This window comes from Achromobacter deleyi (assembly GCF_013116765.2).
GTDB classification, from domain to species: Bacteria; Pseudomonadota; Gammaproteobacteria; order Burkholderiales; family Burkholderiaceae_B; genus Achromobacter; species Achromobacter deleyi_A.
On sequence record NZ_CP074375.1, the window covers coordinates 3,432,765 to 3,458,400 of the forward strand.

21 protein-coding genes are annotated in these 25,636 nt (G+C 67.0%); 9 read left to right on the top strand and 12 right to left on the bottom strand.

Annotated elements, in window-relative coordinates; genetic code table 11:
* The first annotated feature begins 123 nt into the window (after positions 1 to 123).
* The 4 genes from HLG70_RS15420 to HLG70_RS15435 all read left to right on the top strand — a co-directional run bounded on the left by HLG70_RS15420 (position 124) and on the right by HLG70_RS15435 (position 5,481).
* Complete coding sequence (locus HLG70_RS15420) at positions 124 to 1,578, top strand: aldehyde dehydrogenase (RefSeq protein WP_171664289.1); 1,455 nt, start codon at positions 124 to 126, stop codon at positions 1,576 to 1,578.
* Positions 1,579 to 1,651: 73 nt separating this feature from the next.
* Positions 1,652 to 2,548, top strand: coding sequence for an NAD(P)-dependent oxidoreductase (locus tag HLG70_RS15425; protein ID WP_171664290.1), 897 nt, complete (start codon positions 1,652 to 1,654; stop codon positions 2,546 to 2,548).
* Positions 2,549 to 2,567: 19 nt separating this feature from the next.
* Complete coding sequence (locus HLG70_RS15430) at positions 2,568 to 3,284, top strand: IclR family transcriptional regulator (RefSeq protein ID WP_171664291.1); 717 nt, start codon at positions 2,568 to 2,570, stop codon at positions 3,282 to 3,284.
* Positions 3,285 to 3,330: 46 nt separating this feature from the next.
* The gene (locus HLG70_RS15435; protein WP_171664292.1) at positions 3,331 to 5,481 is read left to right on the top strand and encodes a phosphocholine-specific phospholipase C; all 2,151 of its coding nucleotides are present in this window, start codon (positions 3,331 to 3,333) and stop codon (positions 5,479 to 5,481) included.
* 133 nt (positions 5,482 to 5,614) lie between these two features.
* Here HLG70_RS15435 and HLG70_RS15440 read toward each other — a convergent pair whose 3' ends face one another.
* From HLG70_RS15440 to HLG70_RS15470, 7 genes are all read right to left on the bottom strand, one after another.
* Complete coding sequence (locus tag HLG70_RS15440; RefSeq protein WP_171664293.1) at positions 5,615 to 6,376, bottom strand: ABC transporter ATP-binding protein; 762 nt, start codon at positions 6,374 to 6,376, stop codon at positions 5,615 to 5,617.
* Entirely contained in the window at positions 6,376 to 8,211 is a 1,836-nt protein-coding gene (locus HLG70_RS15445; RefSeq protein WP_171664294.1) for a branched-chain amino acid ABC transporter ATP-binding protein/permease, read from the bottom strand. The genes HLG70_RS15440 and HLG70_RS15445 overlap by 1 nt, the downstream gene beginning before the upstream one ends.
* A 5-nt stretch (positions 8,212 to 8,216) precedes the next feature.
* Complete coding sequence (locus tag HLG70_RS15450; RefSeq protein WP_171664295.1) at positions 8,217 to 9,254, bottom strand: branched-chain amino acid ABC transporter permease; 1,038 nt, start codon at positions 9,252 to 9,254, stop codon at positions 8,217 to 8,219.
* Between the two features lie 166 nt (positions 9,255 to 9,420).
* The gene (locus HLG70_RS15455; protein ID WP_171664296.1) at positions 9,421 to 10,584 is read right to left on the bottom strand and encodes an ABC transporter substrate-binding protein; all 1,164 of its coding nucleotides are present in this window, start codon (positions 10,582 to 10,584) and stop codon (positions 9,421 to 9,423) included.
* Positions 10,585 to 10,828: 244 nt separating this feature from the next.
* The gene (locus HLG70_RS15460) at positions 10,829 to 11,386 is read right to left on the bottom strand and encodes a biotin transporter BioY (protein ID WP_171664297.1); all 558 of its coding nucleotides are present in this window, start codon (positions 11,384 to 11,386) and stop codon (positions 10,829 to 10,831) included.
* 38 nt (positions 11,387 to 11,424) lie between these two features.
* The gene (locus HLG70_RS15465) at positions 11,425 to 12,021 is read right to left on the bottom strand and encodes an energy-coupling factor transporter transmembrane component T family protein (protein WP_171664298.1); all 597 of its coding nucleotides are present in this window, start codon (positions 12,019 to 12,021) and stop codon (positions 11,425 to 11,427) included.
* The gene (locus HLG70_RS15470) at positions 12,018 to 12,695 is read right to left on the bottom strand and encodes an energy-coupling factor ABC transporter ATP-binding protein (RefSeq protein WP_171664299.1); all 678 of its coding nucleotides are present in this window, start codon (positions 12,693 to 12,695) and stop codon (positions 12,018 to 12,020) included. The genes HLG70_RS15465 and HLG70_RS15470 overlap by 4 nt, the downstream gene beginning before the upstream one ends.
* 52 nt (positions 12,696 to 12,747) lie before the next feature.
* Between HLG70_RS15470 and msrB the strand changes: the two genes are divergently transcribed.
* The 4 genes from msrB to HLG70_RS15490 all read left to right on the top strand — a co-directional run bounded on the left by msrB (position 12,748) and on the right by HLG70_RS15490 (position 14,862).
* Entirely contained in the window at positions 12,748 to 13,146 is a 399-nt protein-coding gene (gene msrB, locus HLG70_RS15475) for a peptide-methionine (R)-S-oxide reductase MsrB (protein ID WP_171664300.1), read from the top strand.
* Positions 13,147 to 13,728, top strand: coding sequence for a septation protein A (locus HLG70_RS15480; RefSeq protein WP_171664301.1), 582 nt, complete (start codon positions 13,147 to 13,149; stop codon positions 13,726 to 13,728).
* A 70-nt stretch (positions 13,729 to 13,798) separates the two neighbouring features.
* Entirely contained in the window at positions 13,799 to 14,068 is a 270-nt protein-coding gene (locus HLG70_RS15485) for a BolA family protein (RefSeq protein ID WP_171664302.1), read from the top strand.
* A 17-nt stretch (positions 14,069 to 14,085) separates the two neighbouring features.
* Complete coding sequence (locus tag HLG70_RS15490; RefSeq protein ID WP_171664303.1) at positions 14,086 to 14,862, top strand: peptidylprolyl isomerase; 777 nt, start codon at positions 14,086 to 14,088, stop codon at positions 14,860 to 14,862.
* 103 nt (positions 14,863 to 14,965) lie between these two features.
* Here HLG70_RS15490 and ligA read toward each other — a convergent pair whose 3' ends face one another.
* The 3 genes from ligA to smc are packed head-to-tail and all read right to left on the bottom strand — an operon-like array spanning position 14,966 to position 21,727.
* On the bottom strand, positions 14,966 to 17,068 hold the full coding sequence (gene ligA, locus HLG70_RS15495) for an NAD-dependent DNA ligase LigA (RefSeq protein ID WP_171664304.1): 2,103 nt from the start codon (positions 17,066 to 17,068) through the stop codon (positions 14,966 to 14,968).
* Positions 17,068 to 18,147: a cell division protein ZipA C-terminal FtsZ-binding domain-containing protein gene (locus HLG70_RS15500; protein ID WP_171664305.1), complete on the bottom strand. Its 1,080-nt coding sequence runs from the start codon at positions 18,145 to 18,147 to the stop codon at positions 17,068 to 17,070. Before HLG70_RS15500 ends, ligA begins: the two co-directional genes overlap by 1 nt.
* Before the next feature lie 46 nt (positions 18,148 to 18,193).
* Complete coding sequence (gene smc, locus HLG70_RS15505; RefSeq protein ID WP_171664306.1) at positions 18,194 to 21,727, bottom strand: chromosome segregation protein SMC; 3,534 nt, start codon at positions 21,725 to 21,727, stop codon at positions 18,194 to 18,196.
* A 263-nt stretch (positions 21,728 to 21,990) separates the two neighbouring features.
* Between smc and lplT the strand changes: the two genes are divergently transcribed.
* The gene (gene lplT, locus HLG70_RS15510) at positions 21,991 to 23,304 is read left to right on the top strand and encodes a lysophospholipid transporter LplT (RefSeq protein WP_171664307.1); all 1,314 of its coding nucleotides are present in this window, start codon (positions 21,991 to 21,993) and stop codon (positions 23,302 to 23,304) included.
* Positions 23,305 to 23,388: 84 nt separating this feature from the next.
* Here lplT and HLG70_RS15515 read toward each other — a convergent pair whose 3' ends face one another.
* Both HLG70_RS15515 and tsaB read right to left on the bottom strand, forming a co-directional pair.
* Positions 23,389 to 24,327 carry a uracil-DNA glycosylase gene (locus HLG70_RS15515; RefSeq protein WP_171664308.1) on the bottom strand — a complete coding sequence of 313 codons (939 nt, stop codon included), beginning with the start codon at positions 24,325 to 24,327 and terminating at the stop codon, positions 23,389 to 23,391.
* On the bottom strand, positions 24,324 to 25,580 hold the full coding sequence (gene tsaB / locus HLG70_RS15520; RefSeq protein WP_171664309.1) for a tRNA (adenosine(37)-N6)-threonylcarbamoyltransferase complex dimerization subunit type 1 TsaB: 1,257 nt from the start codon (positions 25,578 to 25,580) through the stop codon (positions 24,324 to 24,326). The genes HLG70_RS15515 and tsaB overlap by 4 nt, the downstream gene beginning before the upstream one ends.
* Between the last annotated feature and the right edge of the window lie 56 nt (positions 25,581 to 25,636).

The following is a 25,636-nucleotide window of genomic DNA, read 5'->3' on the forward strand; positions in this document are numbered from 1 at the left end:
TTCCAGTAGACAGAACGCTTATTCTATTTTATATTTTTTCGGCCCAAGACTGTCAACGAATAAATGCGTTCCCGGCGCCTGCGGCCGGTACGGAAAATCCCATCAAGAGAGGAACAACACTTCATGTCCGAACCCTCGGAAACCCTGAAATCCATGCTGATCGGCGGGGAATGGATCGAGCAAGGCGATGCCGCCTTCGAGTCCGTCAACCCCGCGACCGGCGCGCGCAACTACCTGATCAGCGCGGCAACCGACGCGCAGGTCGACCAGGCCATCGACGCCGCCTGGCAAGCCCAGCGACAGGCCTCCTGGCGCGACATGCTGCCGCACCAGCGCGCCGCGATCCTGCGCCGCATCGCGGACGGCATGGAGCAGAACGCGCCCCTGCTGGCACGCCTGCAGATGATTGAAAACGGCAAGGTCTGGGCCGAATGCAAGGCGCAGGTCGCCAGCGCGGCGGCCACCTTCCGCTACTACGCCGGCGTCTGCGAAACGCTGGGCGCCGAGGTCACGCCGGCTCGCGGCAACTATTTGTCGATGACGCACTACGACCCCTACGGCGTGGTCGTCGCCATCACGCCGTGGAACTCGCCGCTGACGATGGAGGCGCAGAAGGTCGCGCCCGCGCTGGCCGCCGGCAACGCCGTGATCCTCAAGCCGTCCGAGGTCACCTCCTCGCCCGCCCTGGCGCTGGGCCGCATCGCGCTGGAAGCCGGCCTGCCGCCGGGCATCCTCAACGTGATCACCGGCCTGGGCTCCACCGTCGGCCGCCGCCTGGTCGAGCATCCGGGCGTGCGCATGGTGTCGTTCACGGGCGGCACCGCGAGCGGCCGCGCCATCGCACATGCCGCCGCCGAAAAGCTGATGCCCGTGGCGCTGGAACTGGGCGGCAAGTCACCCCACATCGTGTTCGCGGACGCGGACCAGGACGCGGCCATAGACGGCGTCATCGGCGGCATCTTCGAAGGCAGCGGACAGTCCTGCGTGGCCGGCTCGCGGCTGTACGTTCAACGCAGCATCGCCGAGTCCTTCATCGAAAAACTCGTGGCGCGCGCCGGCCGGCTCAAGGTCGACCTGCCCGACGCCGACGGTGCGCAGATGGGTCCGATCGCTTCCTTTGCCCATCGCGAGAAGATCGAAGGCATGGTCGAGTCCGCCAGGCGCGAGGGCGCGCAGGTCCTGCTGGGCGGGCAGCGGCCCGACGGCGCCGCTTTGGAGGCGGGCGCGTTCTACCGGCCCACCATCCTGGGCGGACTGGCGCGCGATGCGCATGTGGTGCGCGAGGAGATCTTCGGCCCCGTGCTGTGCGCGCTGACCTTCGAGGACGAGGACGATCTGGTCGACCAGGCCAACGACAGCGCCTACGGCCTGGCTTCCGGCATCTGGACGGGGGACTACCGCCGCGCCTGGCGAGTCGCCAGGCGCCTGGAAGCGGGCAGCGTGTGGATCAACACCTACAAGCAGCTCTCCATATCCACGCCGTTCGGCGGATTCAAGCAAAGCGGCATCGGCCGCGAGAAAGGCGTGAGCGGGCTGCGGCTCTACCAGCAGTCCAAGGGCATCTACTTCGGCATGTAGCCCGGGCGCTTTACTTCATCCAATCCAGGGCCGCGCCTGCGGCCCCCCCCCCCTTTTTTCGGAGACCATCCTCATGCCTGAATTTCAACGAGCCGGCTTCATCGGCCTGGGCGTCATGGGCGAACCCATCTGCCGCAACCTGGCCGTCAAGGGCGGACTGCCCGTGCTGGGCTGCGACAACGACCCAGCCCCCCTGCAGCGCCTGGCCCCGCATGGCGTGGCCGCCGCGACGGCCTCGCAGATCATGCGCGAATGCGACGTCGTGTTCCTGTCCCTGCCGTCCGGCGAGGTGGTGGCGCAGCTTGCCCGCGCCGCCGACGGCCTGCTGGCGAACGCGCGCGGCGGCCAGCTGATCGTGGATCTGAGCACATCGCCGGTGGACGTGACGCGTGAACTGGCGGCCGAATTCGCCGCCCGCGGCGCGACCTTCATCGACGCCCCCGTCGCCCGCACGCGCGCCGCCGCCGAGGCCGGCACCTTGTCGGTCATGATCGGCGGCGACGAGCAGGTCTTTGCGCGGGTCAAGCCGCTGATCTCCACCTTCGCCAATGAGATCACCCACTGCGGCCCCGTCGGCAGCGGCCAGGTCGTGAAGATCCTGAACAACATGGTGCTGTTCGAGACCGTGGTGGCGCTGTCGGAAGCCCGCGCCATTGCGCGCCGTTCCGGCGTGGATCCGCAGGTTCTGCTGGAGACCTTCACGCGGGGTTCCGCCGATAGCTTCGCGTTGCGCAACCACGGCTTAAAGGCTATTCTGCCCGGAGACTTTCCCGAAAAGGCCTTCCCTGTGGACTACGCCCGCAAAGACCTGCGCTACGCGCTGGCGCTGGCGGAACAGACCGGCGTACAGGCGCTGGGAGCCCGCAACGTGGACCAATGGTTCGACGCGGCGCTCGCCCAGGGTCACGGCAACCGCTATTTCCCGGTCATCAGCCGGGTGATCGACGCGGAGTCGGGAACCACCGCCTAATCACCCCCCTATCATTCCAATGAGTCGTACCCCTACTCAGGACAATTCCACCGACGGCGTCGCCGCCGTCGAACGCGCCCTGACCATCGTCGGGGCCGTCGCGCAACGCACCGATCCCATCACGCTTGCCGATCTTTCCCGGGCCACGGGGTTTTACAAGAGCACGCTCTTGCGGCTCATCGCATCCCTTGAAAAGGCGGCCCTGGTGGTGCGCCGCGCCGACGGGCGCTACGCCCTGGGGCCTTACGCCCACCACCTGGGGCGCGCTTATGAAGCCACCTATCGCCTGACGGAAACCATCCTGCCCCTGCTGCAGGACCTGGTCGACAAGGGCACGGAAAGCGCGTCGTTCCACGTCTATCACGATGCCCAGTCGCGCGTCTGCCTGCTGCGGGTGGATTCGCATCATTCCACGCTGGACCGCATCCGCGTCGGCGACCTGCTGCCGCTGGACAAGGGCGCGGCGGGCAAGCTTCTGACCGCCTATCTGGTCGACGGCCAGTCGCCCGCGCAGGCTGGCCTGATGCTGACCTCCATGGGCGAACGCGATCCCAACTGCGCCGCGGTGTCCAGCCCGGTGTTCGGTCCCGACGGAGACATCTGCGGCGCCATTTCCCTGTCGGGCCCCAAAGAGCGCTTCTCTCCGGCCGCGGTCAAGAAAATGGCCAAGCTGGTGCAGGAAGCTGGCGCCACGGCCACCCAGGCGCTGGGCGGCCGCTGGCCGTCAGGAAAATAACAGGAAAGCCGCGTACGCTGTCGGCTTCGGACCGCAAGGTGAGGCCATGCACAGCAGACGTGATTTTCTACGCAACAGCGCCGCTCTGGCCGGCGCCAGCAGCGCGCTGGCGCTGTTCCCCGCGGCGATCCGCCGCGCCTTGGCCATCCCCGCCAACCACCGCACGGGCACGATCCGCGATGTCGAGCACATCGTGATCTTCATGCAGGAAAACCGCTCGTTCGATCACTACTTCGGCGGCCTGGCCGGCGTGCGTGGCTTTGGCGACCGCTTCCCCATCCCTGTGCCAGACAGCCCGGATGCCCGGCGCCGCACCGTCTGGGCCCAGTACAACGACAAGCCCGACGAAGGCGCCCCTCGCACCGTGCTGCCGTATCGCCTGGACACGCGCGAGGCCTACGAGACCATGCGCGTGGCCAGCACCCCGCACACCTGGTCCAACGCCCAGGACGCCTGGGACGCCGGCCGCATGGGCAACTGGCCGGCCGCCAAGAAGAATCATTCGATGGCGTACTTCGCGGAAGCCGACATGCCCTTCCAGTACGCCATGGCGCGCGCGTTCACGGTGTGCGACGCCTACCATTGCTCATTCACCGGCGGCACCAACACCAACCGCCTGTTCCTCTGGACCGGCACCAACGACGGCGAGGCGCGCGGCAACGGCCCGGCGCTGGGCAACGTCTACAACAAGCTCACCGGCGGCGATCCCGCCGGCGCCTACACCTGGACCACCTACCCCGAACGTCTGGAGCGGGCCGGCGTCAGCTGGCGCATCTACCAGAACATGGCGGACAACTACTCGCTGAATCCCACCGCCGGGTTCAAGGCCTATCGCGACGCCTATCAGGGCCTGCCCGGATCCATGGCGGCCTTGAAGGACAAGGCGCTGGCCACCCGCGACCTGGACCTGCTGCGCCAGGACGTGCTGGACGGCACGCTGCCGCAGGTGTCGTGGATCTGCGCCACCAAGGCCGGCTCCGAGCATCCCAGCCCGTCCAGCCCCGCCCAGGGCGCGGACTACACCGCCCGCGTGCTGGACGCGCTGACGGCGAACCCCGAGGTCTGGAGCAAGACGGTCCTGCTGCTGATGTTCGACGAGAACGACGGCTTCTTCGACCACATGCCGCCGCCCGCCCCACCATCGCGCGACGCTTCGGGCGAACTGGCGGGAGCCTCCACGGCGGACACCCGGGGCGAATATCACGAGCACATCGCCGGCGTGGAGAAAGACGACACGCAGGCGCATCTGCATGGCGCCTATGGCCTGGGTCCGCGCGTGCCCATGTACGTGCTGTCGCCCTGGACCAAGGGCGGCTGGGTCAATTCCCAGGTGTTCGACCACACCTCGGTGCTGCGCTTCGTGGAGCAGCGCTTTGGCGTGGCGGAGCCCAATATCTCGCCCTGGCGCCTGGCGGTCTGCGGCGACCTGACGTCGATCTTCGATTTTGCCGCGCCCGACAACCAGGACCTGCTGCGCGGCCTGCCCCCCACCGCCGAGCGCGCCGCCCAGGCCGCGGCGCTGCCCGGCACCGTCAAACCGCCCGCGCCGCTCACGCCCGCCCTGGCGCGGCAGCAGCCCGGCGTCCGGCCCTCGCGCGCGCTGCCCTACGCGCTGCACGCCCATGCCCGCAGCGAAGACACCCGCGTCGTGCTGCGCTTCGAAAACCCCGGCGCGGCCGGCGCGGTGCTGCATGTGTACGACCGGCTGGATCTGGAGCGCGGCCCGCGCCGCTACACCGTGGGTGCCGGCAAGCACCTGGAAGGCGTGTGGCGGACCTCCGGCGACGGCCGCTATGACCTGTGGATACTGGGACCCAACGGCTTTCACCGGCACTGCGCCGGGCGCGCTCTTGCTACGACGGCGCCGGAACTGGAAGTCGCCGCCGGCTACGAAGGAGCCGGCGCCCCGCTGCGGCTGTCGCTGCATAACCCCGGCGCCCAGCCCCGCAACTGCCGCATCGCGGCCAACGCCTACGACTATCCGCAAGATGCCGACGTCGCGCTGGCTCCCGGCGAGACGCTCGAGCTGTCCTGGGACATGTCCCGCACTGGCGGCTGGTACGACATCAGCGTGCAGGACCAGGACGAGCCGGCGTTCTTGCGCCGGCTGGCCGGCCGCATCGAAACGGGCGCGCACTCCACCTCGGACCCCGCGATGGGACAGGAGCTGGTGCTGCAATGGACGCCCCAGGCATGAAGCCGTCCGCGCCCCGCGAGAACTCCGCGACACGAAATGCATGCAGGCCTGTGGAGCCTTTTTTTTAGCGGCGGGGCAAAGAAAAACGCCGGCGCCTTGCGGCGTCCGGCGCTTTTTTGCGGGCGCTGAGTGGTCAGGCCGCTTCGGCGCCCTTGCCCAGGCCCAGATAGCTTTCGATGACCTTGGGATCCCCGGCCAGCTCGCGCGCCGGACCATGCAGGATGACTTCGCCGGTTTCAAGCACGTAGCCGTAGTCGGCCACCTGCAATGCCGCGCGGGCATTCTGCTCAACCAGCAGGATCGCCACGCCGGTCTCGCGCAGGCGCGCGATGATGTGGAAGATCTCGCGCACGATGCGCGGCGCCAGGCCCAGGCTGGGCTCGTCCAGCATCAGCAAGGTGGGCTTGGCCATGAGCGCGCGGCCGACCGCGAGCATCTGGCGTTCGCCGCCCGACAGCGTGCCGGCGTGCTGGGCGCGCCGTTCGCGCAGCCGCGGGAACAGGTCGAACACTTCGTTCAGGGTGTCGCGCCAGCCGCTTTCGCGGGCGCGATAACGGCGAAAGCCGCCCAGCAGCAGGTTGTCTTCCACCGACATGGTGCCGAACAGTTCGCGGCGCTCGGGCACCAGCGACATGCCAGCCGCCACGCGGCGCTCTACCGGCCAGCTCGACACGTCCGTGCCGGCGTACTGCACCGAACCGGCCGAATGGCCGGTCTGGGGCAAGGAGCCCATGACGGCGTTCAGCATGGTCGACTTGCCGGCACCATTGGCGCCGATCACCGTGACGATACTGCCCGCGGGCACGGTGAGCGTGGCGCCCGCCAGTGCGCCGACCTTGCCATAGCGGGCCGACAGGTTGCTGACTTCGAGAACGGGGGATTGGATCGCGCTCATCACACGCCTCCTGCCGACACGGGCTTGCCCTGGTCCGCCTCGGGCAGATCGTCATCGATGCCGCCCAGGTAGGCTTCCAGCACCGCCGGGTTCTTTTGCACGTCCGCCGGCACGCCTTCGGCCAGCTTGGTGCCGAAATCCATCACCACGAGGTGGTTGGTCAGGCGCATCACAAAATCCATATCGTGTTCGACAAGCAGAATGCTCATGCCTTCCGCGCGCAGTTGCTCCAGCACGCGCGCCAGGTCCTGCTTTTCCTTGTAGCGCAGCCCGGCGGCGGGTTCGTCCAGCAGCAGCAGCACCGGATCGGAGGCCAGGGCCCGCGCGATCTCCAGGATGCGTTGCTGGCCCAGCGCCAGGTTGCCGGCCTGTTCATACAGGTATTCGCCCAGGCCCACGCGCTTGATCTGCTGGGCCGCTTCGTGCAGCAGCTGCGCCTCGCGGGCGCGGTCCGAGCGCAAGGCGCCGGCCAGCACGCCCACGTCCGAACGCAAGTGCGCGCCCAGCGCCACGTTTTCCAGCACGGTCATGCCGGGCAGCAGCTGGACGTGCTGGAACGTGCGGCCCACGCCCAGCTTGGCGATCTCGCGCGCCGAGCGGTTGTCGATGCGCTGGCCCATGAACGTGACCTGGCCTCGCGTCACCGGCAGCACGCCGCTGATGAGGTTGAAGGTCGTGCTCTTGCCGGCGCCATTGGGGCCGATCAGGCCCATGATCTCGCCGGAGCTGACCTTGAAGGTGATGTCATTGACGGCGACCAGGCCTCCGAATTCCTTGCGGATGGCGTCGACTTCAAGCACCACCTGGCCGGGCTGCGGACGCTCGCGCGCCGGCAGGGCCGGCGCCGTCGCGGGCGGCGCCAGGTTGCGGCGCGAGCCATCCGCGCCGGTGATGCTGCTCCACCAGCCCGCCAGGATCGGCCACAGGCCGTTGCGGGCATATTGCAGCATCAGGATCAGCAGCACGCCGAAGACGATCATCTCGAAGTTGGCGTTGGTATCCAGGAGCTTGGGCAGCAGGTTCTGCAGCTGGTCCTTCAGCACCAGGATGACGCTGGAACCCAGCAAGGCGCCCCAGACGTAGCCCGCGCCGCCCACCACCGCCATGAACAGGTATTCGATGCCGTAGTTCAGGCCGAAGGGGCTGGGGCTGACGGCGCGCTGCATGTGCGCGTACAGCCAGCCCGACACGCAGGCCAGCAAGGCTGCCCAGACGAAGATCACGACCTTGTAGGCAGCCGTGTTGACGCCCATGGACTCGGCCATGCCCGCCCCGCTCTTCAAGGCGCGGATGGCGCGGCCAGGACGCGAGTTGAGCAGGTTGCGCGTCGCCCAGAGCGCCAGCAGCACGAACACCCAGATCAGGTAGTAGATGTGGCGGCCATTGGCCAGCGACATGCCAAAGATGCTGATGGGCTCGATGCCGGCGATGCCGTCATGCTTGCCCAGCCAGTCGATGTTGCCGAAGAGGAAATACAGCGACAGGCCCCAGGCGATGGTGCCCAAGGGCAGATAGTGGCCAGACAGGCGCAGCGTGATCGAACCCAGCAGATAGGCCACCACGGCCGTCAGCACCAGGCCGGCAGGCAGCGCCAGCCAGGGCGACACGTCGTACTGCGTCGTCAGGAAGGCGGTGGTGTAGGCGCCCAGGCCGACGAACGCCGCCTGGCCAAAGGACGTCAGGCCGCCCACGCCGGTCAGCAGCACCAGGCCCAGCACGACCAGGCTGGCCAGGCCGATGTAATTGAGTTGCGTCACCCAGAATTCGGGCGTGGCCGATACCAGCGGCAGGCCCGCCAGGACGACGAGAAATACGGCAAGCAGAATGCGGTTCATGGCGTTTATTCCTCTTCGTCCGCGTGATGGGTGCTGAACGAACGCCAGACCAGAACCGGGATGATCAGGGTAAAGACAATCACTTCCTTGTAGGCGCTGGCCCAGAAGGACGAGAAGGATTCCAGCACGCCGACCAGCAGCGAACCCGCCGCCGCGATGGGATAGCTGGCCAGGCCGCCGATGATGGCGCCCACGAAACCCTTCAGGCCGATCAGGAAGCCGGTGTCGTAGTAGACGGTGGTGATGGGGGCAATCAGCATGCCGGACATGGCGCCGATGCCCACGGCCAGCGTGAACGTCAGGGTGCCGGACATGGTGGTGCTGATGCCCACCAGCCGCGCGCCGCGGCGGTTGACGGCGGTGGCGCGCAGGGCGCGGCCGTACAGCGTCTTGCCGAAGAACAGCCACAGGGCCACGATCAGCAGCGCGCAGGTGGCGACGACGAACAGGCTTTGCGCGGACCAGGTCATGAATCCCAGGTCGACCTGCCCGCTGACGAACGCCGGCGTGCGCCAGCCTTCGGCGCCGAAGAACACCAGCGCCAGGCCCATGAGCGCGAAGTGGACCGCCACGGAGACGATCAGCAGCACCAGGACGGTGGCTTCGGCCAAGGGCTGGTAGACGATGCGATAGACCATCGGCCCCATCGGCACCACCAGGAACAGCGTCAGCAGCATGTTCAGCCACAGCGAATTGTCGGCGGCGGTATAGCTCTTCGTGAGCCAGAACAGGGCCAGCGGCAGGACGACACAGGTGAGCAGGGTCTTGGGCAGGCCGGCGGCGCTACGGGCGCGCAGCGCGCGCAGCAGCTCAAGCACCAGGCAGACCAGGCCCAACAACGGCAGCAGATAGGCGGTGCCGGGCACCTTGCCATCCACCAGCATGGCCAGGGTCAGGGCGCCGAACGCCACGAACTCGCCCTGGGGAATGAAAATGACGCGCGTAACGGCGAAAACCAGCACCAGAGCCATGCCCAGGAGGGCATAGATGGCGCCGTTGACGACACCGTCTTGCAGCAGGATCAGCGCAATTGATGAATCCATCGAACAACTACCTTGTGGTTTCTTTGTGTGCCGGGCAGGACCGGGACACTGATACGACACACCGGCCGGAAAGGCCGGTGCGAAGTATTGCTCGGGTGCCGCGCGGCGGGCGCTTTACAGGCGCCGCCGCGCATCGTGCACCCTTGGATCGGGCAAGCCTGGAGGGTTACAGGCCGGGCTGGTAGACCCACTTGCCGTTTTCCACCTTGACGATGACGCGCGAACGCTCGTCAAAGCCGGCATGGTCGGTGGGCGACATGTTGAACACGCCTTGCGAGGCCGCCAGATCCTTCACGCCTTCCAGCGCGTCGCGCATGGCGGCGCGGAACTCGGGCGTACCGGGCTTGGCGCCCGACTTCAGCGCCACCGGCAACGCAGCCACGACCAGCTGGCCGGCATCCCACATATGGCCACCGAACGTGTTGGTCGAACCCGCGCCGTTGGCCTTCTCGTAGGTTTCGACGTAGGCCAGGGCCGACTTCTTCACCGGATTGCTGTCGGGCAACTGGGCTGCGACCAGCAGCGGACCGGCCGGCAGGAACATGCCGTCGCAATCCTTGCCGCAAACGCGCAGCACGTCGTTGTTGGCGGCGCCGTGGGTTTGATAGATGGTGCCGCCGTAGTTGCGGGCCTTCAATTCCTTTTGCGGCAGCGCGGACGGGGTGCCGGCGCCGGCGATCAGGATGGCGTCCGGCTTTGCGCCGACCAGCTTGAGCACCTGGCCCGTTACGCTGGTGTCGGTGCGGCCGTACTTTTCAATGGCGACGATCTCGATGCCCTTGGCCTTGGCGGCCTTCTGCATCACGTCCAGCCAGCCGTCGCCGTAGGCGTCGGCAAAGCCGATGAAGCCCAGCGTCTTGACCTTGGACTTGGCCATGGCGTCAGCCAGGGCGCCAGCCATCAGCGCGTCGTTCTGGGGGGTCTTGAAAACCCAGCGGCGCTTGTCGTCCACGGGTTCGACGATCTTGGCGCTGGCGGCCACGCTGATCATCGGCACCTTGGCTTCGGCGGCCACGTCCACCATGGCGAGCGAGCCCGGCGTCACGGAGGTGCCGATCAGCACGTCGACCTTGTCGTCGGAAGCCAGCTTGCGCGAGTTCTTGACGGCTTGCGTCGTGTCGGTGGCGTCGTCCAGGACGATCCATTCGATCTTCTGGCCGGCCACTTCCTTGGGCAGCAGCGCCACGGTATTACGCTCGGGAATACCCAGCGACGCGGCGGGGCCGGTGCTGGACACCGTCACGCCGACCTTGACCTGTGCGCTCGCCAGGAGCGGCAGGGTCAGGGCTACAGCGGCAGCCGCCGCGGACAAGCCGAAGTGCTTGCGCATATTTTTGTCTCCTGTGATGGCTCTTATGTGCCTCGAACGAGGCGAAGCGAGCCTGTTTAAAGTTATACAGAAAAAAATATTATATGGTTAAAACAGTATCAGATGACTTCGCGCAACTACGGTAATTCCCTGATGTGCTACGGAAACCCAGTTTTAGCGAACGCATTTGTTAATGGCGAACTTGTACTTGAAAGGGTGACAGGCGTCAGTTGGGGGATTCCCTTGCCCCCGACGCCTGCGCCGGTCAGCGGCCCAGCACCGGCCACACGCGTTCGACGCGCGACGCCACCCAGGCCGCCACCACGGCCTTGACCAGATCGCCCGGCAGAAAGACCGCCACCGCCATCGCGGCCTTGGCCAGATCCATTTTTGCCACCGCCGCCAGCCAGGGCACGCCGAAGGCGTACACCACCGCGATGCCCCCGATGACGCAGGCGGCCACATAGCCAGCCAATCCCATCCAGGTGCCCGAGGCGCGGGCAGCCAGCCGGCGCGCCAGCCAGCCCGTCACGAAGGCGCCAGCCACCATGCCGATCAGGAAACCTCCCGTGGGACCGAAGAAGGCGCCCAGCCCGCCGCGGCCGCCGGGCAGCACGGGCAGGCCGACCGCCGCCAGCGTCAGATACAGCACGCAGGCCAACGCGCCCCGCAGCGGCCCCAGCATCGCGCCGGCCAGCATGGCGCCCAGCGTCTGCAAGGTAATCGGCACCGGAATACCCGGCAACGGGATCGGCGGCATCAGGCTCAGGACAACGATCAGCGCCGCGAACAGTGCAACCAGCACGGTGTTATTGGATTTCATGGTTTCCCCCTTTCCTTTTCTAGACCGGCGCGCCGCCGTCAGGAGCTGCGCGCATCAATGGCTTCGGCGACTTCCTGGGCCCGCTTCAAGGTCAGCACAATCAGCGGCACGATCAGCGCAATGGGATTGGCGCCCAGACCGCGTGCTGCCTGGGCTTCGCGGATTTCCTGGAAGTTGCGCCAGATTTCAGGCACGAAGCGCAGCGTCAACGCCAACGCCAAGGCGACTTTGCCGGCGTCCACCAGGCCCAGGCGCTCAAACGGCGCCAGCGCCCTCTCGCAAACGGCGATCAGGTCCGAGGTGCGGGTGGCAAGCGTCACCGCCAATGCCAGCCCGACCATCGCCGCCACGCGCAACACGACGGCAAGCGCCTCGATCGCGCCCTGGAACCAGCCCGTGAACAGCGCCACGGCCAACAGCACCCAGACCAGCCCGCGCACCTGGCGCCATACGGCCGCCAGGCCAACGCCCGTCGACCACACCAGTGCCGCGGACACGGCCAACGCCAGCGCCAGCCAGCGCGGGTCCCTGAGCATGAACAAGCCCGCCCCCGCCGCCATCAGCGCCAGGAGCTTCAACCAGGCCGGCAACCGATGCAACGGCGAGTCGCCCGCTACGTAGAGTGGCTCCATCATGCGCAATGCTCCCGATACCAGCGCAGAGCCGCGGCCGGCGTGTCGTCGGCCGCGATATTGCCATCGCGCACGACCAGCACGCGGTCGAAATCCTCCAGCAGTTCCAGATCGTGGCTGACGACGATGGCGTCATGGGGCAGTCCGGCGATGGCGCCGCGCACGCGATTGCGGTTGCGCAGGTCCAGCTGGGTGGTGGGTTCGTCGAACACGATCAGCGCCGGCTCCATGACCAGCACCGCCGCCAGCGCCACCAGTTGACGCTCGCCGCCGGACAGGGTGTGGCTGCTGCGGTCGGCCAGATGACCCACGCCCAGGCTGTCCAGCCGGGCTTCGATGCGGGCCTCGCGCTGCTGGCGGTCGGGCGCCAGTCGCTTCAGGCCGAACGCCAGGTCTTCACGCACGATGGGAAAAACGATCTGGTTCTCGGGATTCTGGAAAACGAAGCCGACCCGCCCGCGCACGGCCTTCAGGTCCTGCCGCGTGTCCAGCCCGTCGACCCGCACGCTGCCCGAGGACGGCATCACCAGTCCGTTGACCAAGCGAGCCAGCGTGCTCTTGCCGGCGCCATTGGGGCCGACGATGCCGATGCGGCGTTCGGCCAGGGTCACGCTCACCCCGCGCAACACTTCCGCCTGGGGCGTGGATACTACCGCCTGGTCAAACTCGATTAACATGGGGCGGGATTATGCCCGAACCATTTCGGGCATCGGGACTCCAAGAGCTCATATGGAAAAAGTACGCAAATCCGACGCCGAATGGCGTGCCCAGCTTTCCCCGGAAGAATACGTTGTCACCCGGGAAAAGGGTACTGAACGCGCATTCACCGGGCGTTACTGGAATACGTTCACGCATGGCATCTACCGCTGCGTGGGCTGTGGCACGGCGCTGTTCGCATCCGACACCAAATTCGACGCCGGCTGCGGCTGGCCCAGCTACTTCCAGGCGCTGGACCCGGCGCTGGTGCGCGAAGAGCGCGACGTCACCCACGGCATGGTGCGCACCGAAGTGCTTTGCAACGTCTGCGACTCGCACCTGGGACACGTCTTCCCCGACGGCCCCGAGCCCACCGGCCTGCGCTACTGCATCAATTCCCTGTCGATGACGTTTGAACCCATAGAAGACTGAATGAAGAAGTTTCTGTTCGACCTGTTTCCGCTGTTCCTGTTCTTCATTGCCTACCGTTTCACAGACATCTTCATCGCCACCGGCGTCGCCATGGCGGCGGCGGTGCTGCAGATCGTCTGGCTGAAGGCGACCGGCCGCGCCACCGAAGCCATGCACTGGGTCAACCTGACGGTCATCCTCGTGTTCGGCGGTGCCACCATCTGGCTGCACAGCGACGTCTTCATCAAGTGGAAGCCCACGGTGCTGTACTGGATGTTCGGCGGCGCGCTGGTGTTTGCCCGCCTGTTGTTCGGCCGCAACCTGATCCGCCGCCTGATGGAAAAACAGATCCAGCTGCCGGACGCGGCTTGGGACAAGCTGAACATGGTCTGGGCCGCCTTCTTCCTGATCGCCGGCGCGCTCAACCTGTATGTGGCGTTTTCCGGCCACTTCACCGAGTCGCAATGGGTCAGCTTCAAGGCCTTCGGCCTGATGGGGCTGATGGTCGTGTTCGTGATCGGGCAGTCGCTGTGGCTGGGCAAGCACATCCAGACCGAGGAAAATACGCCTTCCGGCTCCGGCACCCCGCCCGGCAAGCCCTGAACCGGCCGACAGCCCCCTCATGGCGCGCCCGCCCCCGGCGCGGCGCGCCGGAACTTTCTCAATGCCAGCCATGTCAGAAACCACCGATCGCATCACCCTGATCCGGGAGCGGCTTGCCGTCCTGGAACCCGTCAGCCTGGACATTCTGGACGACTCGCATTTGCATGCCGGCCACGAAGGCAGTAAAAACGGCGCCGGCCACTATCGCGTGATCATCGTAGCGCCTTGCTTCGCGGGGCTCTCCGCCGTTGCGCGGCATAGGCTGGTGTATCATCATTTGCAAGATTTGATCCCCTATCCGATTCATGCGCTTGCGCTAGATGCCCAGGCTCCCAAATAGAAAGTAAAAGGATATTCATGAAACGCATCGTCATGCTGGCTGCGGCCTGCGTCATCGCCGTGCCTGCTTTTGCGCAAAACGTGGCTACCGTCAACGGCAAGGCCATCCCGCAAAAGAGCCTGGATCAATTCGTCAAGCTGCTCGTCGGCCAGGGCGCAACCGATTCGCCGCAACTGCGCGAACAGGTCAAGCAGGAAATGATCAACCGCCAGATCTTCGTGCAAGCCGCCGAATCCAGCGGAATCGCCAAGCAGGCCGACGTTCAGACCGAAATCGAACTCGCCCGCCAAGGCATCCTGGTCCGCGCCCTGATGGCCGACTACCTGGCCAAGAATCCGGTCTCGGACGCCAAGGTCACGGCCGAATACGAGAAGATCAAGAAGGAACAGGCCGGCAAGATGGAATACAAGGTCCGCCACATCCTCGTCGAAGACGAGAAGTCGGCCAATGACCTGCTGGCCCAGATCAAGAGCAACAAGAGCAAGTTCGACGACCTGGCCAAGAAGAACTCCAAGGACCCCGGCAGCGCCGAAAAGGGTGGCGATCTGGGTTGGGCTCCCCCGACCAACTACGTCCAGCCGTTCGCGCAAGCCGTGACCCAGCTGAAGAAGGGTCAACTGGTGGACAAGCCGGTGCAGACGCAATTCGGCTGGCACATCATCATGGTCGACGACACCCGCCCGGTGGAATTCCCCCCGCTGGACCAGGTGCGTCCGCAACTGGAAGAAATGCTGCGCCAGCAAACCCTGGCCGACTACCAGAAGCAGCTGCGCGAAAAGGCCAAGATTCAGTAAAGGCTTGGCCAAAAAACTGCCCGCATCTGCGGGCAGTTTTTTTTCGCCCGCGAGCGGTGCGGCTATAGGGGTCTGGGCGGACTACCGCAACGGCGGCTTCGGTCTAGGACGCGCCCAGCAGTGCCTTCAGCCCGTCTTCGTCCAGCACCGTCACGCCCAGTTCCTGGGCCTTCACAAGTTTGCTGCCCGAGTCCTCGCCCGCCACCAGATAGGCTGTCTTCTTGGACACCGAGCCGCTGACCTTGCCGCCGGCGGCCTGGATATGCATGGAGGCCTCTTCGCGCGTCCAGTTGGGCAGCGTGCCCGTCAGCACGAAGGTTTTGCCCGCAAGCGTGGTGCCCTGGGGCACCGCTTCGGCCACCGGGTTCACGCCCTGCGACTTCAGCTGCTCGATCACATCGCGATTGTGCTGCTCGGCAAAGAAGCGGCGGATCGACGCCGCCACCACCGGCCCCACATCGGGCACCGAGGACAAGGCATCCTCGTCGGCGTCCATGATGGCGTCGATGCTGCCGAAATGACGCGCCACATCGCGCGCCGTGGTTTCGCCCACGTGGCGTATGCCCAGCGCGAACAGCAGACGGCCCAGCCCGGGCGCCCGCGCCTTTTCGATGGCGGCGACCAGATTGTCGGCGGATTTCTGGCCCATGCGGTCCAGACCCACGAGCTCCAGGGGACGCAGGCTGTAGAGGTCGGCCAGCGTCTTGACCCGCCCGCTGTCGACCAGCTGGTCCACCAGCTTTTCGCCCAGGCCTTCGATGTCCAGGGCCTTGCGGCTGGCGGCATGCCACAGTGTCTGCTTGCGCTGCGCGCCGCAGAACAGGCCGCCCGTGCAGCGCGCGATGGTTTCGTCTTCCAGGCGTTCGATGGCCGAGCCGCAGACCGGGCAGGCCGTCGGCATGACGAATTCCCTGGCGTCGTCCGGCCGCTTTTCCAGCACGGGACCCAGCACCTCGGGAATCACGTCGCCGGCGCGGCGCACGATGACCGTGTCGCCGATGCGCACGTCCTTGCGGCGGATCTCGTCTTCGTTGTGCAGCGTGGCGTTGGTGACGGTGACGCCGCCCACGAACACGGGCTTCAGCCGGGCGACGGGCGTGATGGCGCCGGTGCGGCCCACCTGCACCTCGATGTCCAGCAGGGTGGTGCTAGCCTCTTCCGCGGCGAACTTGTGCGCCAGTGCGAAGCGCGGCGCCCGCGCCACGAAGCCCAGGACCTTCTGGGCCGGCAGCGAATCCACCTTGTAGACCACGCCGTCGATGTCATAGGGCAAGCCGGCGCGCGTCGCGCCCACCCTGGCGTAGAAAGCCATCAGGCCCTCGGCGCCCGTGGCCCGGTGGTTGTGCATCACATTGACCGGCAGACCCAGCGTAGCCAGCCATTCCAGCATGGCGCCATGCGACTTCTCGGGCAGCTGCGAGGCTTGCGCCGCGCCCGCCGAGGCTTCGTCGAACAGCCCGCTCTGGGCGCCCGGCAATCCGTGGACCTCGCCCCAGCCGTAGGCGAAGAAACGCAGGGGCCGCTTGGCCGTGATGCGCGGATCCAGCTGGCGCAGGCTGCCGGCGGCCGCGTTGCGCGGGTTGACGAATACTTTTTCGTCGCGCCTGGCCTGGGCCTGGTTCAGCTTTTCAAAGTCGGCGCGGTTCATCAGCACTTCGCCGCGCACCTCCAGCACTTTCGGGGCGGCGCCCTTCAACTGCAGCGGGATCGCCTTGATGGTGCGGATGTTGGACGTGACGTCCTCGCCCGTCTGCCCGTCGCCGCGGGTGGCGGCCTGCACCAGGCGGCCGTCCTCGTAGCGCAGGCTGATCGCCAGCCCGTCGAGCTTCAGTTCACAGAAATAGTCAGGTTGCTGCGCCGGCCCCAACAGGCCCGCGCCGCGCAGCGTGTCGGTCACGCGGCGATCGAACGCCGCGACCTCTTCCTCGTCGAACGCGTTGTTCAACGACAGCATGGGCACCACATGGCGCACGCTGCCAAAGGCGGATACGGGCGCCGCGCCCACGCGCTGGGTCGGCGACTCCGGCGTCACCAGTTCGGGGTGCTCGGCCTCCAGGGCCTGCAGCTCCCGCATCAGGCCGTCGTACTCGGCATCCGAGACGGAGGGTTCGTCGTAGACGTAATAGCGGACGTTGTGCTGCTCGATCTCGGCGCGCAAGCGCGCCGCGGCTTGCGCCGCGTTGTCGCCACCAGACGCGCTGCTCATTACGCAAACACCCGTTGGGCGCGCTCGCTGCCGGCGGGCAAGCCCGCTTGTTCAAGCTGGCCGAACAACACCTGCAGCCGTTCGTCGATGACAGCTTCGGAACCGTCGGCCAGGGGCTTGCCCTGATCGTCGACCAGCTCGGCGCGCAGGCGCGCGGCCAGATCGCGGCCCACGTCCACCATGCGCCCGAAGGCGCGGCTGTCCGCCGGGCTGCAGGGCACGTCCAGCAGCAGATACAGGCGTTCAATGCCGCCCATTCCGGCATCGAAGGCCGCGCCGTCGGCGCGCGCCAGCGTGAAGCGGGCCACGCCATTCTCGGCGGGCCAGGCAAGACGGTTGCCGTCGGCCACGAAGCCGGTATCGCGCGCCACGGAAAGCACCTCGGCCGCTGGCTGGGCGGCGCCCAGCAGCAGGGTCAGGCCGACCTGGGTATCCAGGGCGGCGCAGGTGTCGTCCAGGCGGGCGCCCTGCTCCAGGACCGCCTGCTGGTCAGGCCCCTCGATGGTGGCGTCGAAGCGTTCCGCCATGTCCTGGGCGCGGGCCCAGGCCTGCGACCACTCGATGGCGGTCAGCGGACCGCTGCGGTTGGCCAGCAATACAGCCAGTTGCATGGAAGCATAGGACTCCCCGGCATGGATGCGCGCGCGGTGGCGGCGCTGATCCGTTTCGGCGAACACGCGCATGGGCTTGCGGCCCACGCTGCGCAGGCTCTGCATGTAGGGCAGCAGGTCGGCGCCGCGCACGGTGTCGGCAAAGTTGATCTCGATGACCACTTCGCAGGCGGGATCGGGCTCTTCCGCGTCGTCGGCATCGCTGCCCGGATCCACCGGCGCGGGCTGGCCCGGCTGCGCGCGAGGCGCATCGCCGCCCATGCCGGGCTCGCGGCGGGCCACAGCGGCGGCGGTGCCGGACGCGGCGCCGGTGGCCGCCCCCGCGCCCAACAGCGGATCCTGTTCGGATGTGGGGAAATGGCTCTGCATCTTGCGCCGGACACGCCGGTCCTGCCACCAGTTGAATCCCAACACCAGCAGTATCAGCAAGACGCCCAGGGCTATCAGCCCGATCTGCAAATCACTCATGTGTAAATCCCGCGCCAGGAGGGCGGCGCCTTTCTAAATATTGGGTTTATGCCGCTTCGGAGGCCATCATTTGCACGGCCGAATCTATATCTACCGCAACGATACGCGAAACCCCCTGCTCTTGCATGGTCACGCCGATCAATTGCTTGGCCATCTGCATCGCAATCTTGTTGTGCGAGATGAACAGGAACTGGGTCTGCTCGCTCATGTTGGCAACAAGATTCGCGTAGCGTTCCGTGTTGGCGTCGTCCAGCGGCGCGTCCACCTCGTCCAGCAGGCAGAACGGAGCGGGGTTCAGCTTGAACAGCGCGAACACCAGGGCGGTCGCGGTCAGCGCCTTTTCACCGCCCGACAGCAGGTGGATGGTGCTGTTGCGCTTGCCGGGAGGCTGCGCCATCACCTGCACGCCGGCGTCGAGGATTTCCTCGCCCGTCATGCTCAGCTTGGCCTCGCCCCCGCCGAACAGCTTGGGAAAGAGCTCGCCGAAGTGGCCGTTGACGATGTTGAACGTCTCTTGCAACAGTTCGCGCGTTTCGCGGTCGATCTTGCGGATGGCGTCTTCCAGGGTCTCGATGGCGGTCATCAGGTCCTGGTGCTGCGAATCCAGGAACCCCTTGCGCTCGCGCGAGGTGTTCAATTCGTCCAGCGCCGCCAGGTTGACCGAACCCAGGGATTCGATCTGGCGCGAGATGCGGCCGACTTCCTGCTGCAGCCAGCTGGCGCGGCGCCATTCGTCCGGCTGGTTGGCCAGAAACTGGGCCAGTTCCTCGCGATCGACTTCCCGCGCGTTGAGCTGCTCGGTGAACTGCTCTTCGGCCAGGCGGGCAGCCTGTTCCTGCAACTGCAATTCCATGATGCGCGCGCGGCGCGGTTCCAGCGTCTGCTCTTGCTGCTGCCGGTCCTCGTCGGCGCCGCGCAGCAAGGCGGACAGGTTTTCCATTTCCTGGCGGGCGCGCGACAGCGCTTCCTCGCGCTCCGCGCGCATTTCCAGGGCGTCCTGCAAGCCGGCCTGGGACGCGGACGCATCCAGCTCGACCAGATCGCCCATCAACTGCTCAAGTTCGACCGTGCCGCGTTGGCTCTGGTCGGCCGCCAATTGCTGGTTGCGCTGCAGGTCGGTGATGCGGACCTGGATACCGCGCTCGGCGAATTCGGCTTCCTGGGCGGCGCGTTCCAGCTCGCGCAGGCGGGTGCGGGCGGCTTCGGCCTGGGCGGCCAGCGTTTCGCCGTCCATCTCGGCGTCCGAGAACTTGGATTGATGCTCGGCAAGTTCCTCGTCCAGGGTCTCGAAGCGGGCTTCGGCCTCTTCGCGGGTGGCGCGCAGGTCTTCCTCGTGGACCTTGATTTCTTCCAGGTCCTGGCGCAGGCGCGAGGCGCGTTCGCCGGACTGCTCGGCCTGCTGCTGCAGTCGCGAGTGTTCCAGCTGAATGTCATGCACCCGGCGCGTGACCTCGGCCACGCGGGTGCGCGCCGGGGAAATGGCCTGGGACACCTGCTGCCAGACCGCTTCGGCGCGGGCGACCGCTGCGCGCGCCTGGTCGGCGATCAGCTGCTGGGCCTTGATCTCGCGCTGCAGGTTCTCGATTTCCTGCTGGCGGGCCAGAAGGCCAGCCTGTTCGGAGTCCGGCGCATAGAAGCGCACGCTGTGCGCATCGATCAGGTGGCCGGCCTTGACCACGCAGGCGCTGCCGGCGGGCAGGCTTGCCCGCATGGCCAGGGCCTGGGTGACGTCGGTGGCGGTATAGATGCCGGCCAGCCATTCGTTCAACAGCGTGCGCAGGTCCGGATCGGTGATGCGCAGCAGGCTGGCCAGCGGCGTCAGGCCGGCCGGCGCGGGCGGCGCGGGGGCCGCGACCGGCAGCTGGTAGAACGCCAGGCGGGCGGGCGGCGCATCTTCGGCGAAGGCGCGCGCCCAGTCCAGGTTGCGGACCTCCATGGAGGCCATCCGTTCGCGCAGCGCGGATTCCAGGGCGGTTTCCCAGCCCGGCTCCACGTGCAGCTTCTGCCACAGGCGCGACAGGCCGGCCAGCTCATGCTTGGCCAGCCAGGGTTCCAGCGCGCCCTGCTTCTGCACGTCTTCCTGCAGCTTCACGAGCGCCGACAGGCGGGCTTCCAGGCGCGCAAGATTCTGCGCTTCGGTCTGGGCGCCGGCCTGGGCGCGGCTGCGCTCGGCATCCGCCTCCGGGACACGGCCTTCCAGCGTGGCCAATTCTTCCTGGGCGGCTTCCAGCTGGTCTTCGCCCGCGACCCGGTCGCCGGCCAACTGCTCCAGGCGCACGGGGTCGGGGCTATGCAATTCACGCAGTTCCTGCTGCAGGCGTTCGCGGCGCTGCTCCAGGGTCTGCATCTGGCGGTCGGCGTCGCGCTGGGTCTGGGCCACCAGGGCCAGGTTCTGCTCGACGCGGGCCAGCGCGGCGCGCATCTCGTCGCGGCCGGCCGCGGCCTCGCGGACACGCTGCTCGACCGAGGGCAGGCCCGCATGGGCGTCTTCGGCCGTGGCGCGCGCCTCTTCGGTGCGCGCGGCGGCGGTGGCCAGGTCGTCCTCGGCCTGGGCGATCTGTTCCGTGCAATGCTCGCGCTGGGTGGTCCATTCGGCGATCTGCTGCTGGAGCTGGTCGCGGCGCGCCTGCAGGCGGTTGCGGGAGTCCACCACATGCCGGATTTCGGCTTCCAGGCGGCTGACCTGGGCGTTGGCCTCATACAGCGCGCCCTGGGCGGTGTGGACGGCGTCGCTGGCGGCGTAATGGGCCTGGCGCCGGGATTCCAGCGCCGCCTCGCCCGCCCTCAGGCCGGCAATGGCGGCTTCGAGTTCGTTCTGGGCCTGCGCCATTTCCTGCGTTTTCCTGGCGCGCTCTTCCCGTGCCCCGGTTTCCTTCAGGAACCACAGCGAATGCTGCTTCTTTTCGCCGTCGGCCTGCAGTTCGCGATAGCGCGTGGCCACTTCGGCCTGGGCTTCCAGCTTTTCAAGCTGGCTGTTCAGTTCGCGCAGGATGTCTTCGACGCGGGTCAGGTTCTCGCGCGTGTCGGACAGGCGGTTTTCGGTCTCGCGGCGGCGTTCCTTGTAGCGCGACACGCCGGCCGCTTCTTCCAGGAAGACCCGCAGCTCTTCGGGACGCGCCTCGATCAGGCGGTTGATCATGCCCTGGCCGATGATGGCGTAGCCGCGCGCGCCCAGGCCCGTGCCCAGGAAGATGTCGTGGATGTCGCGGCGCCGGACCTGCTGGTTGTTGACGAAATAGCTGCTGGTGCCGTCGCGCGTCAGGACGCGGCGCACGGCGATTTCGGCGTAGGTGCTCCACTGGCCGGCTGCGCGCCCCTCGCTGTTGTCGAACACCATTTCCACCGAGGCCCGCGCCGCGGGCTTGCGGTTGCCGGAGCCGTTGAAAATGACGTCCTGCATGGACTCGCCGCGCAGCTCCGAGGCCTTGGCCTCGCCAAGCACCCAGCGCACGGCGTCAATGATGTTCGATTTTCCGCAGCCATTGGGACCCACCACGCCGACCAGCTGGCTGGGCACGGGAATCACGGTGGGATCGACGAAGGACTTGAAGCCGGCGAGTTTTAGCTGAGTAAGACGCACAGTACGATGACGACGGGGGGGTTGAACGAAAGGCGTTAACGGACCTGCCGCACGGATTGCAAACCGGCCCCATAAGGGCCGGCTCTCATATGGGTCGTATGATACCGCAGGCAGTCTGTCCCCAAACGTTGGCAACGTTCAACCCGCGGGCAAACGCTCAATGGCTGCCGTCTACGGTCCGGCTATACTCCCTGACACTTTTTGGCACGACACATAATTTTCACGCGGACTGGCCGGGCTCAGGCCAAAGAACGGGGACATTCTTGAAACGTGGTTTCTATCTGGTCATGGCCGCGCAGGCCTTCTCGTCATTGGCGGACAATGCGCTGTTCATTGCAGCTATCGCCTTGATACAGGAGTTGCACGGTCCCGACTGGTTGGCGCCCATGATGAAGTGGTCGTTCGCGTTGGCCTATGTCGTGCTGGCGGCCTTTGTCGGCGCCCTGGCGGATTCCTTCCCCAAGGGCCGCGTGATGTTCTCCACCAACGCCCTGAAAGTCGCGGGCTGCCTGCTGATGTTCTCGTACGCCAGCATCGGCGTCGCCCCCCAGTACCAGACCTACCTGGTCTGCGCGGCCTACGCCGTGGTGGGCATCGGCGCGGCGGCCTACTCCCCCGCCAAGTACGGCATCGTCACGGAAATGCTGCCGCCGTCCATGCTGGTCAAGGGCAACAGCTGGATCGAGGGCCTGACGGTCTTCTCCATCATCCTGGGCACGGTCCTGGGCGGCCTGCTCATTTCTTCGTCGGTTTCCACCGCCCTGCTCAGCCACTCCTTCATCGGCGGGCTGGTGCATACGCCGGCCGAAGCGGCAATTCTCGTCATCGCCTTCGTCTATCTGCTGGCGGCGCTGTGCAACCTGATGATTCCGCGCACCCATGTGCGCTATCCGCCCCAGCAAAAAAACCCCATCCGCCTCATCCGCACCTTCTGGGGCTATGTCTGTGTGCTCTGGAAAGACAAGCTCGGCCAGATCTCCCTGGCGGTCACCACCCTGTTCTGGGGCGCGGGCGCCACGCTGCAGCTGATCGTCATCGAATGGGGCCGCAGCCACTTGGGCTATCAGCTGGACAAGGCCTCGATGCTGATGGGCGTGGCCGCGCTGGGCACGGTGGTCGGCTCCATCCTGGCGGGCCGGATCCCGCTGCGCCGCGCGCTGTCCGTGCTGCCGGTGGGCGCCGCCATGGGCCTGGTCGTGCTGCTGATGCCGCTGGTCTACCAGCCCTGGAGCGTCTACCTGCTGCTGCTGCTGACAGGCGGCCTGGCCGGTTTCTTCGTCGTGCCGATGAACGCGCTGCTGCAGCATCGCGGCCATGTGCTGCTGTCGGCCGGCCATTCCATCGCCGTGCAAAACTTCAACGAGCAGCTCAACATTCTGCTGATGGTGGCCATGTACACCCTGCTGCTGTGGCTGCAACTGCCGATCAACATCATCATCGTGATATTCGGCACCGTGGTCGCCGTGCTGATGGTGGTCTTCATGCGCTGGAGCAAGCGCAACATGCTGGCCAATCCCGATCTGCATGACCAGATCGGCCAGGAAGGCCATGGCCGCGCACTGGACTCCTCGCACTGAGCCAATCCGGCCAAGCGATTGATATTTAAATGAAAAAAACCGGGCGCATGCCCGGTTTTTTCATTCCTGCCGCCCGGATCGCGTTCAGAGCGTGCGGGAGGCCAGCTTCAGGTCCTGCCAGGCCCTTGCCTTCTCGGACGGACTGCGCAGCAGATAGGCCGGGTGATAGCTCACGATCACCGGGATCTCCGCGCCCTCATCCGTCTTCAACTGATGGATGCGGCCGCGCAGGCTGCCTATGGTGGCGTCGGTGCCCAGCAGCGTCTGGGCCGCGAACCGCCCCAGCACCAGGATGCGCTCGGGCTTGAGCAGCGCGATCTGCCGCATCAGGTAGGGGCTGCAGGCCGCGATCTCTTCGGGCTTGGGATTCCGGTTGCCCGGCGGACGGCATTTGATGACGTTGGTGATGAACACGTCGCGCTCGCGGCTCATGCCCACGGCAGACAGCATGGCGTCCAGCAATTGTCCGGAACGGCCCACGAAGGGCTGGCCCTGACGGTCCTCTTGCTCGCCTGGCGCTTCGCCCACCACCAGCCAGCGGGTGGGCTGGGCGCCCTGGCCAAACACGGCGTGGCGGCGGCCCTGGCACAGGCCGCAGGCCTTGCACGCCAAGACCTGACCGCTCAGCTGCTCAAGATTGGCGTCCTTCACGGCCTCGGCCACCGGGATGGGCGGCGGCTCGGCCGCCTTGGCCTCGGCCTTTGGCACGGGACGCGGCGGAGGACCGGTGCGGTTCAGGATCGAGGCCGGCACGCCCGGACGCGCCGGCGCGGGCTCCGCCGCGGCGTGGACGGCCGCCTCGGGCACGGCGGAGGGGGCACTCGGGGCCGCTACTGCGGCCACCGGAGGCGGAACCGGCGCAACCTGCGGGGAAACCACGGCCGGCGGCGCGGCGACCTGCCGGCTGACCGCGGGCGCCGGGCGCAGCCACAGCCGTTCCATGCCGATCTCGCGCAGCCAGATGCGCTGCAACGGATTGATGCGCGGCGCGGAAGACGCCGGCGCGGCGTCGAGCGGGCTCATGCCGGCGCTCCGCTTGCTTCCGCGAAGCGCTTTTGCATGACCAGCGCGTCTTCCCTGCCGCCCTTCTCCGCGGGGTAATACGCCCGCCGCACGCCGATCTGCAGATAGCCGTGGCGCTTGTAGAAGCTGATGGCGGACGTGTTGGACGGCCGGACTTCAAGCAGCACGCCTTCCAGCCCGCGCTCGCGCGCCTGCTGTTCGCACCATTCGAGCAGCACGCCGCCCAGCCCCTGGCGATGCAGGTGCCTGGAAACGGCGATCACCAGCAGGTGAGCCACGTCGGGCGCGAACATGACGATGCAGAATCCGGCCAGCTGGCCGTCGCGCCGCAAGGTCCAGGCGCCGTAGCCCGACGCCAGGGCATCCGCGAAGTTGCCGCGGGTCCAGGGGAACGACTGCACATGCGCTTCCAGCGCCACCACCTCATCGAGGTCGGCCTCAGTCAGCGGCTGCGGGACCGGGATAGCCAGCGAGGGTTGCGCCTTGGGATTGCCGCCTTCGCCGCGCATGCGTTCGGCGGTGGTGAACGCGACCTTGTCGCGCACGTACAGCGGCGCGGCCAGTTCGGGTGCCAAGGCCTCGCCCCGCAGCCAGCCCTGGCGGGCCAGACGCGCCACGCTGGCCGCCTCCGGACGCTGGGCTTCCGTGGCCCGGCGCCATTGGACGGGGTGGGCCATGTCGGCGGCGTACGCATCCCAGGCGTCCCCGGCCAGCAGCAATTCCAGCGGCCGGCCCGCCTGGGCCGACCAGTTGGGCAGATGATGCGCGGTCCAGGGCACGACTTCGGCCGCCGCGATCAGCATGGGCGCTTGCAGGACTTCCCAAGCCGGTTCATCCTTGGAAACATCGGCCCGGCGGTAGACCGCCAGGTAAACCTCATTCATGCGGGCGTCCAGCGCCACGGCGATCGCCTCGCCCTGAGTCGCGGCCACCTGGGCGGCCACGGCCTGATGCGAGACAATGGGCAGTACGGGAATACCCAGCCCCAGGGCCATGCCCTGGGCCACGCCACAAGCGACGCGCAGGCCCGTGAAGCCGCCCGGCCCCTGGCCGAACGCCACGGCATGGAGCGCGGCGGGCGCCAGGCCGGACTCCGCAAGGAGTTCGTCGGCCATGGGCAGCAGCCGTTCAGCGTGCTCCTGGGACCCTTCGTGCTCCCTGACGCTGACCTCCAGACGGCCGTCGACCGCCCGCAAAAGGGCCACGCCACAACGGGACGAAGAAGTTTCCAAAGCCAGCAGGTTTAGTTCCATAGAAGCAGATTGTACGAAATAAGCCAGCTTTGCCCCCGGTTGTAAGGGGGATTTCA

What these genes read in the sequence shown, in the direction of transcription:
- HLG70_RS15460 (WP_171664297.1), bottom strand. Translation starts at nt 11,386, where the DNA reads ATGAAATCCAATAACACCGTGCTGGTTGCACTGTTCGCGGCGCTGATC.
- HLG70_RS15465 (WP_171664298.1), bottom strand. Translation starts at nt 12,021, where the DNA reads ATGATGGAGCCACTCTACGTAGCGGGCGACTCGCCGTTGCATCGGTTG.
- HLG70_RS15470 (WP_171664299.1), bottom strand. Translation starts at nt 12,695, where the DNA reads ATGTTAATCGAGTTTGACCAGGCGGTAGTATCCACGCCCCAGGCGGAA.
- HLG70_RS15455 (WP_171664296.1), bottom strand. Translation starts at nt 10,584, where the DNA reads ATGCGCAAGCACTTCGGCTTGTCCGCGGCGGCTGCCGCTGTAGCCCTG.
- HLG70_RS15500 (WP_171664305.1), bottom strand. Translation starts at nt 18,147, where the DNA reads ATGAGTGATTTGCAGATCGGGCTGATAGCCCTGGGCGTCTTGCTGATA.
- HLG70_RS15440 (WP_171664293.1), bottom strand. Translation starts at nt 6,376, where the DNA reads ATGAGCGCGATCCAATCCCCCGTTCTCGAAGTCAGCAACCTGTCGGCC.
- msrB (WP_171664300.1), top strand. Translation starts at nt 12,748, where the DNA reads ATGGAAAAAGTACGCAAATCCGACGCCGAATGGCGTGCCCAGCTTTCC.
- tsaB (WP_171664309.1), bottom strand. Translation starts at nt 25,580, where the DNA reads ATGGAACTAAACCTGCTGGCTTTGGAAACTTCTTCGTCCCGTTGTGGC.
- HLG70_RS15445 (WP_171664294.1), bottom strand. Translation starts at nt 8,211, where the DNA reads ATGAACCGCATTCTGCTTGCCGTATTTCTCGTCGTCCTGGCGGGCCTG.
- HLG70_RS15480 (WP_171664301.1), top strand. Translation starts at nt 13,147, where the DNA reads ATGAAGAAGTTTCTGTTCGACCTGTTTCCGCTGTTCCTGTTCTTCATT.
- HLG70_RS15485 (WP_171664302.1), top strand. Translation starts at nt 13,799, where the DNA reads ATGTCAGAAACCACCGATCGCATCACCCTGATCCGGGAGCGGCTTGCC.
- HLG70_RS15425 (WP_171664290.1), top strand. Translation starts at nt 1,652, where the DNA reads ATGCCTGAATTTCAACGAGCCGGCTTCATCGGCCTGGGCGTCATGGGC.
- HLG70_RS15430 (WP_171664291.1), top strand. Translation starts at nt 2,568, where the DNA reads ATGAGTCGTACCCCTACTCAGGACAATTCCACCGACGGCGTCGCCGCC.
- ligA (WP_171664304.1), bottom strand. Translation starts at nt 17,068, where the DNA reads ATGAGCAGCGCGTCTGGTGGCGACAACGCGGCGCAAGCCGCGGCGCGC.
- HLG70_RS15435 (WP_171664292.1), top strand. Translation starts at nt 3,331, where the DNA reads ATGCACAGCAGACGTGATTTTCTACGCAACAGCGCCGCTCTGGCCGGC.
- HLG70_RS15490 (WP_171664303.1), top strand. Translation starts at nt 14,086, where the DNA reads ATGAAACGCATCGTCATGCTGGCTGCGGCCTGCGTCATCGCCGTGCCT.
- HLG70_RS15515 (WP_171664308.1), bottom strand. Translation starts at nt 24,327, where the DNA reads ATGAGCCCGCTCGACGCCGCGCCGGCGTCTTCCGCGCCGCGCATCAAT.
- HLG70_RS15420 (WP_171664289.1), top strand. Translation starts at nt 124, where the DNA reads ATGTCCGAACCCTCGGAAACCCTGAAATCCATGCTGATCGGCGGGGAA.
- HLG70_RS15450 (WP_171664295.1), bottom strand. Translation starts at nt 9,254, where the DNA reads ATGGATTCATCAATTGCGCTGATCCTGCTGCAAGACGGTGTCGTCAAC.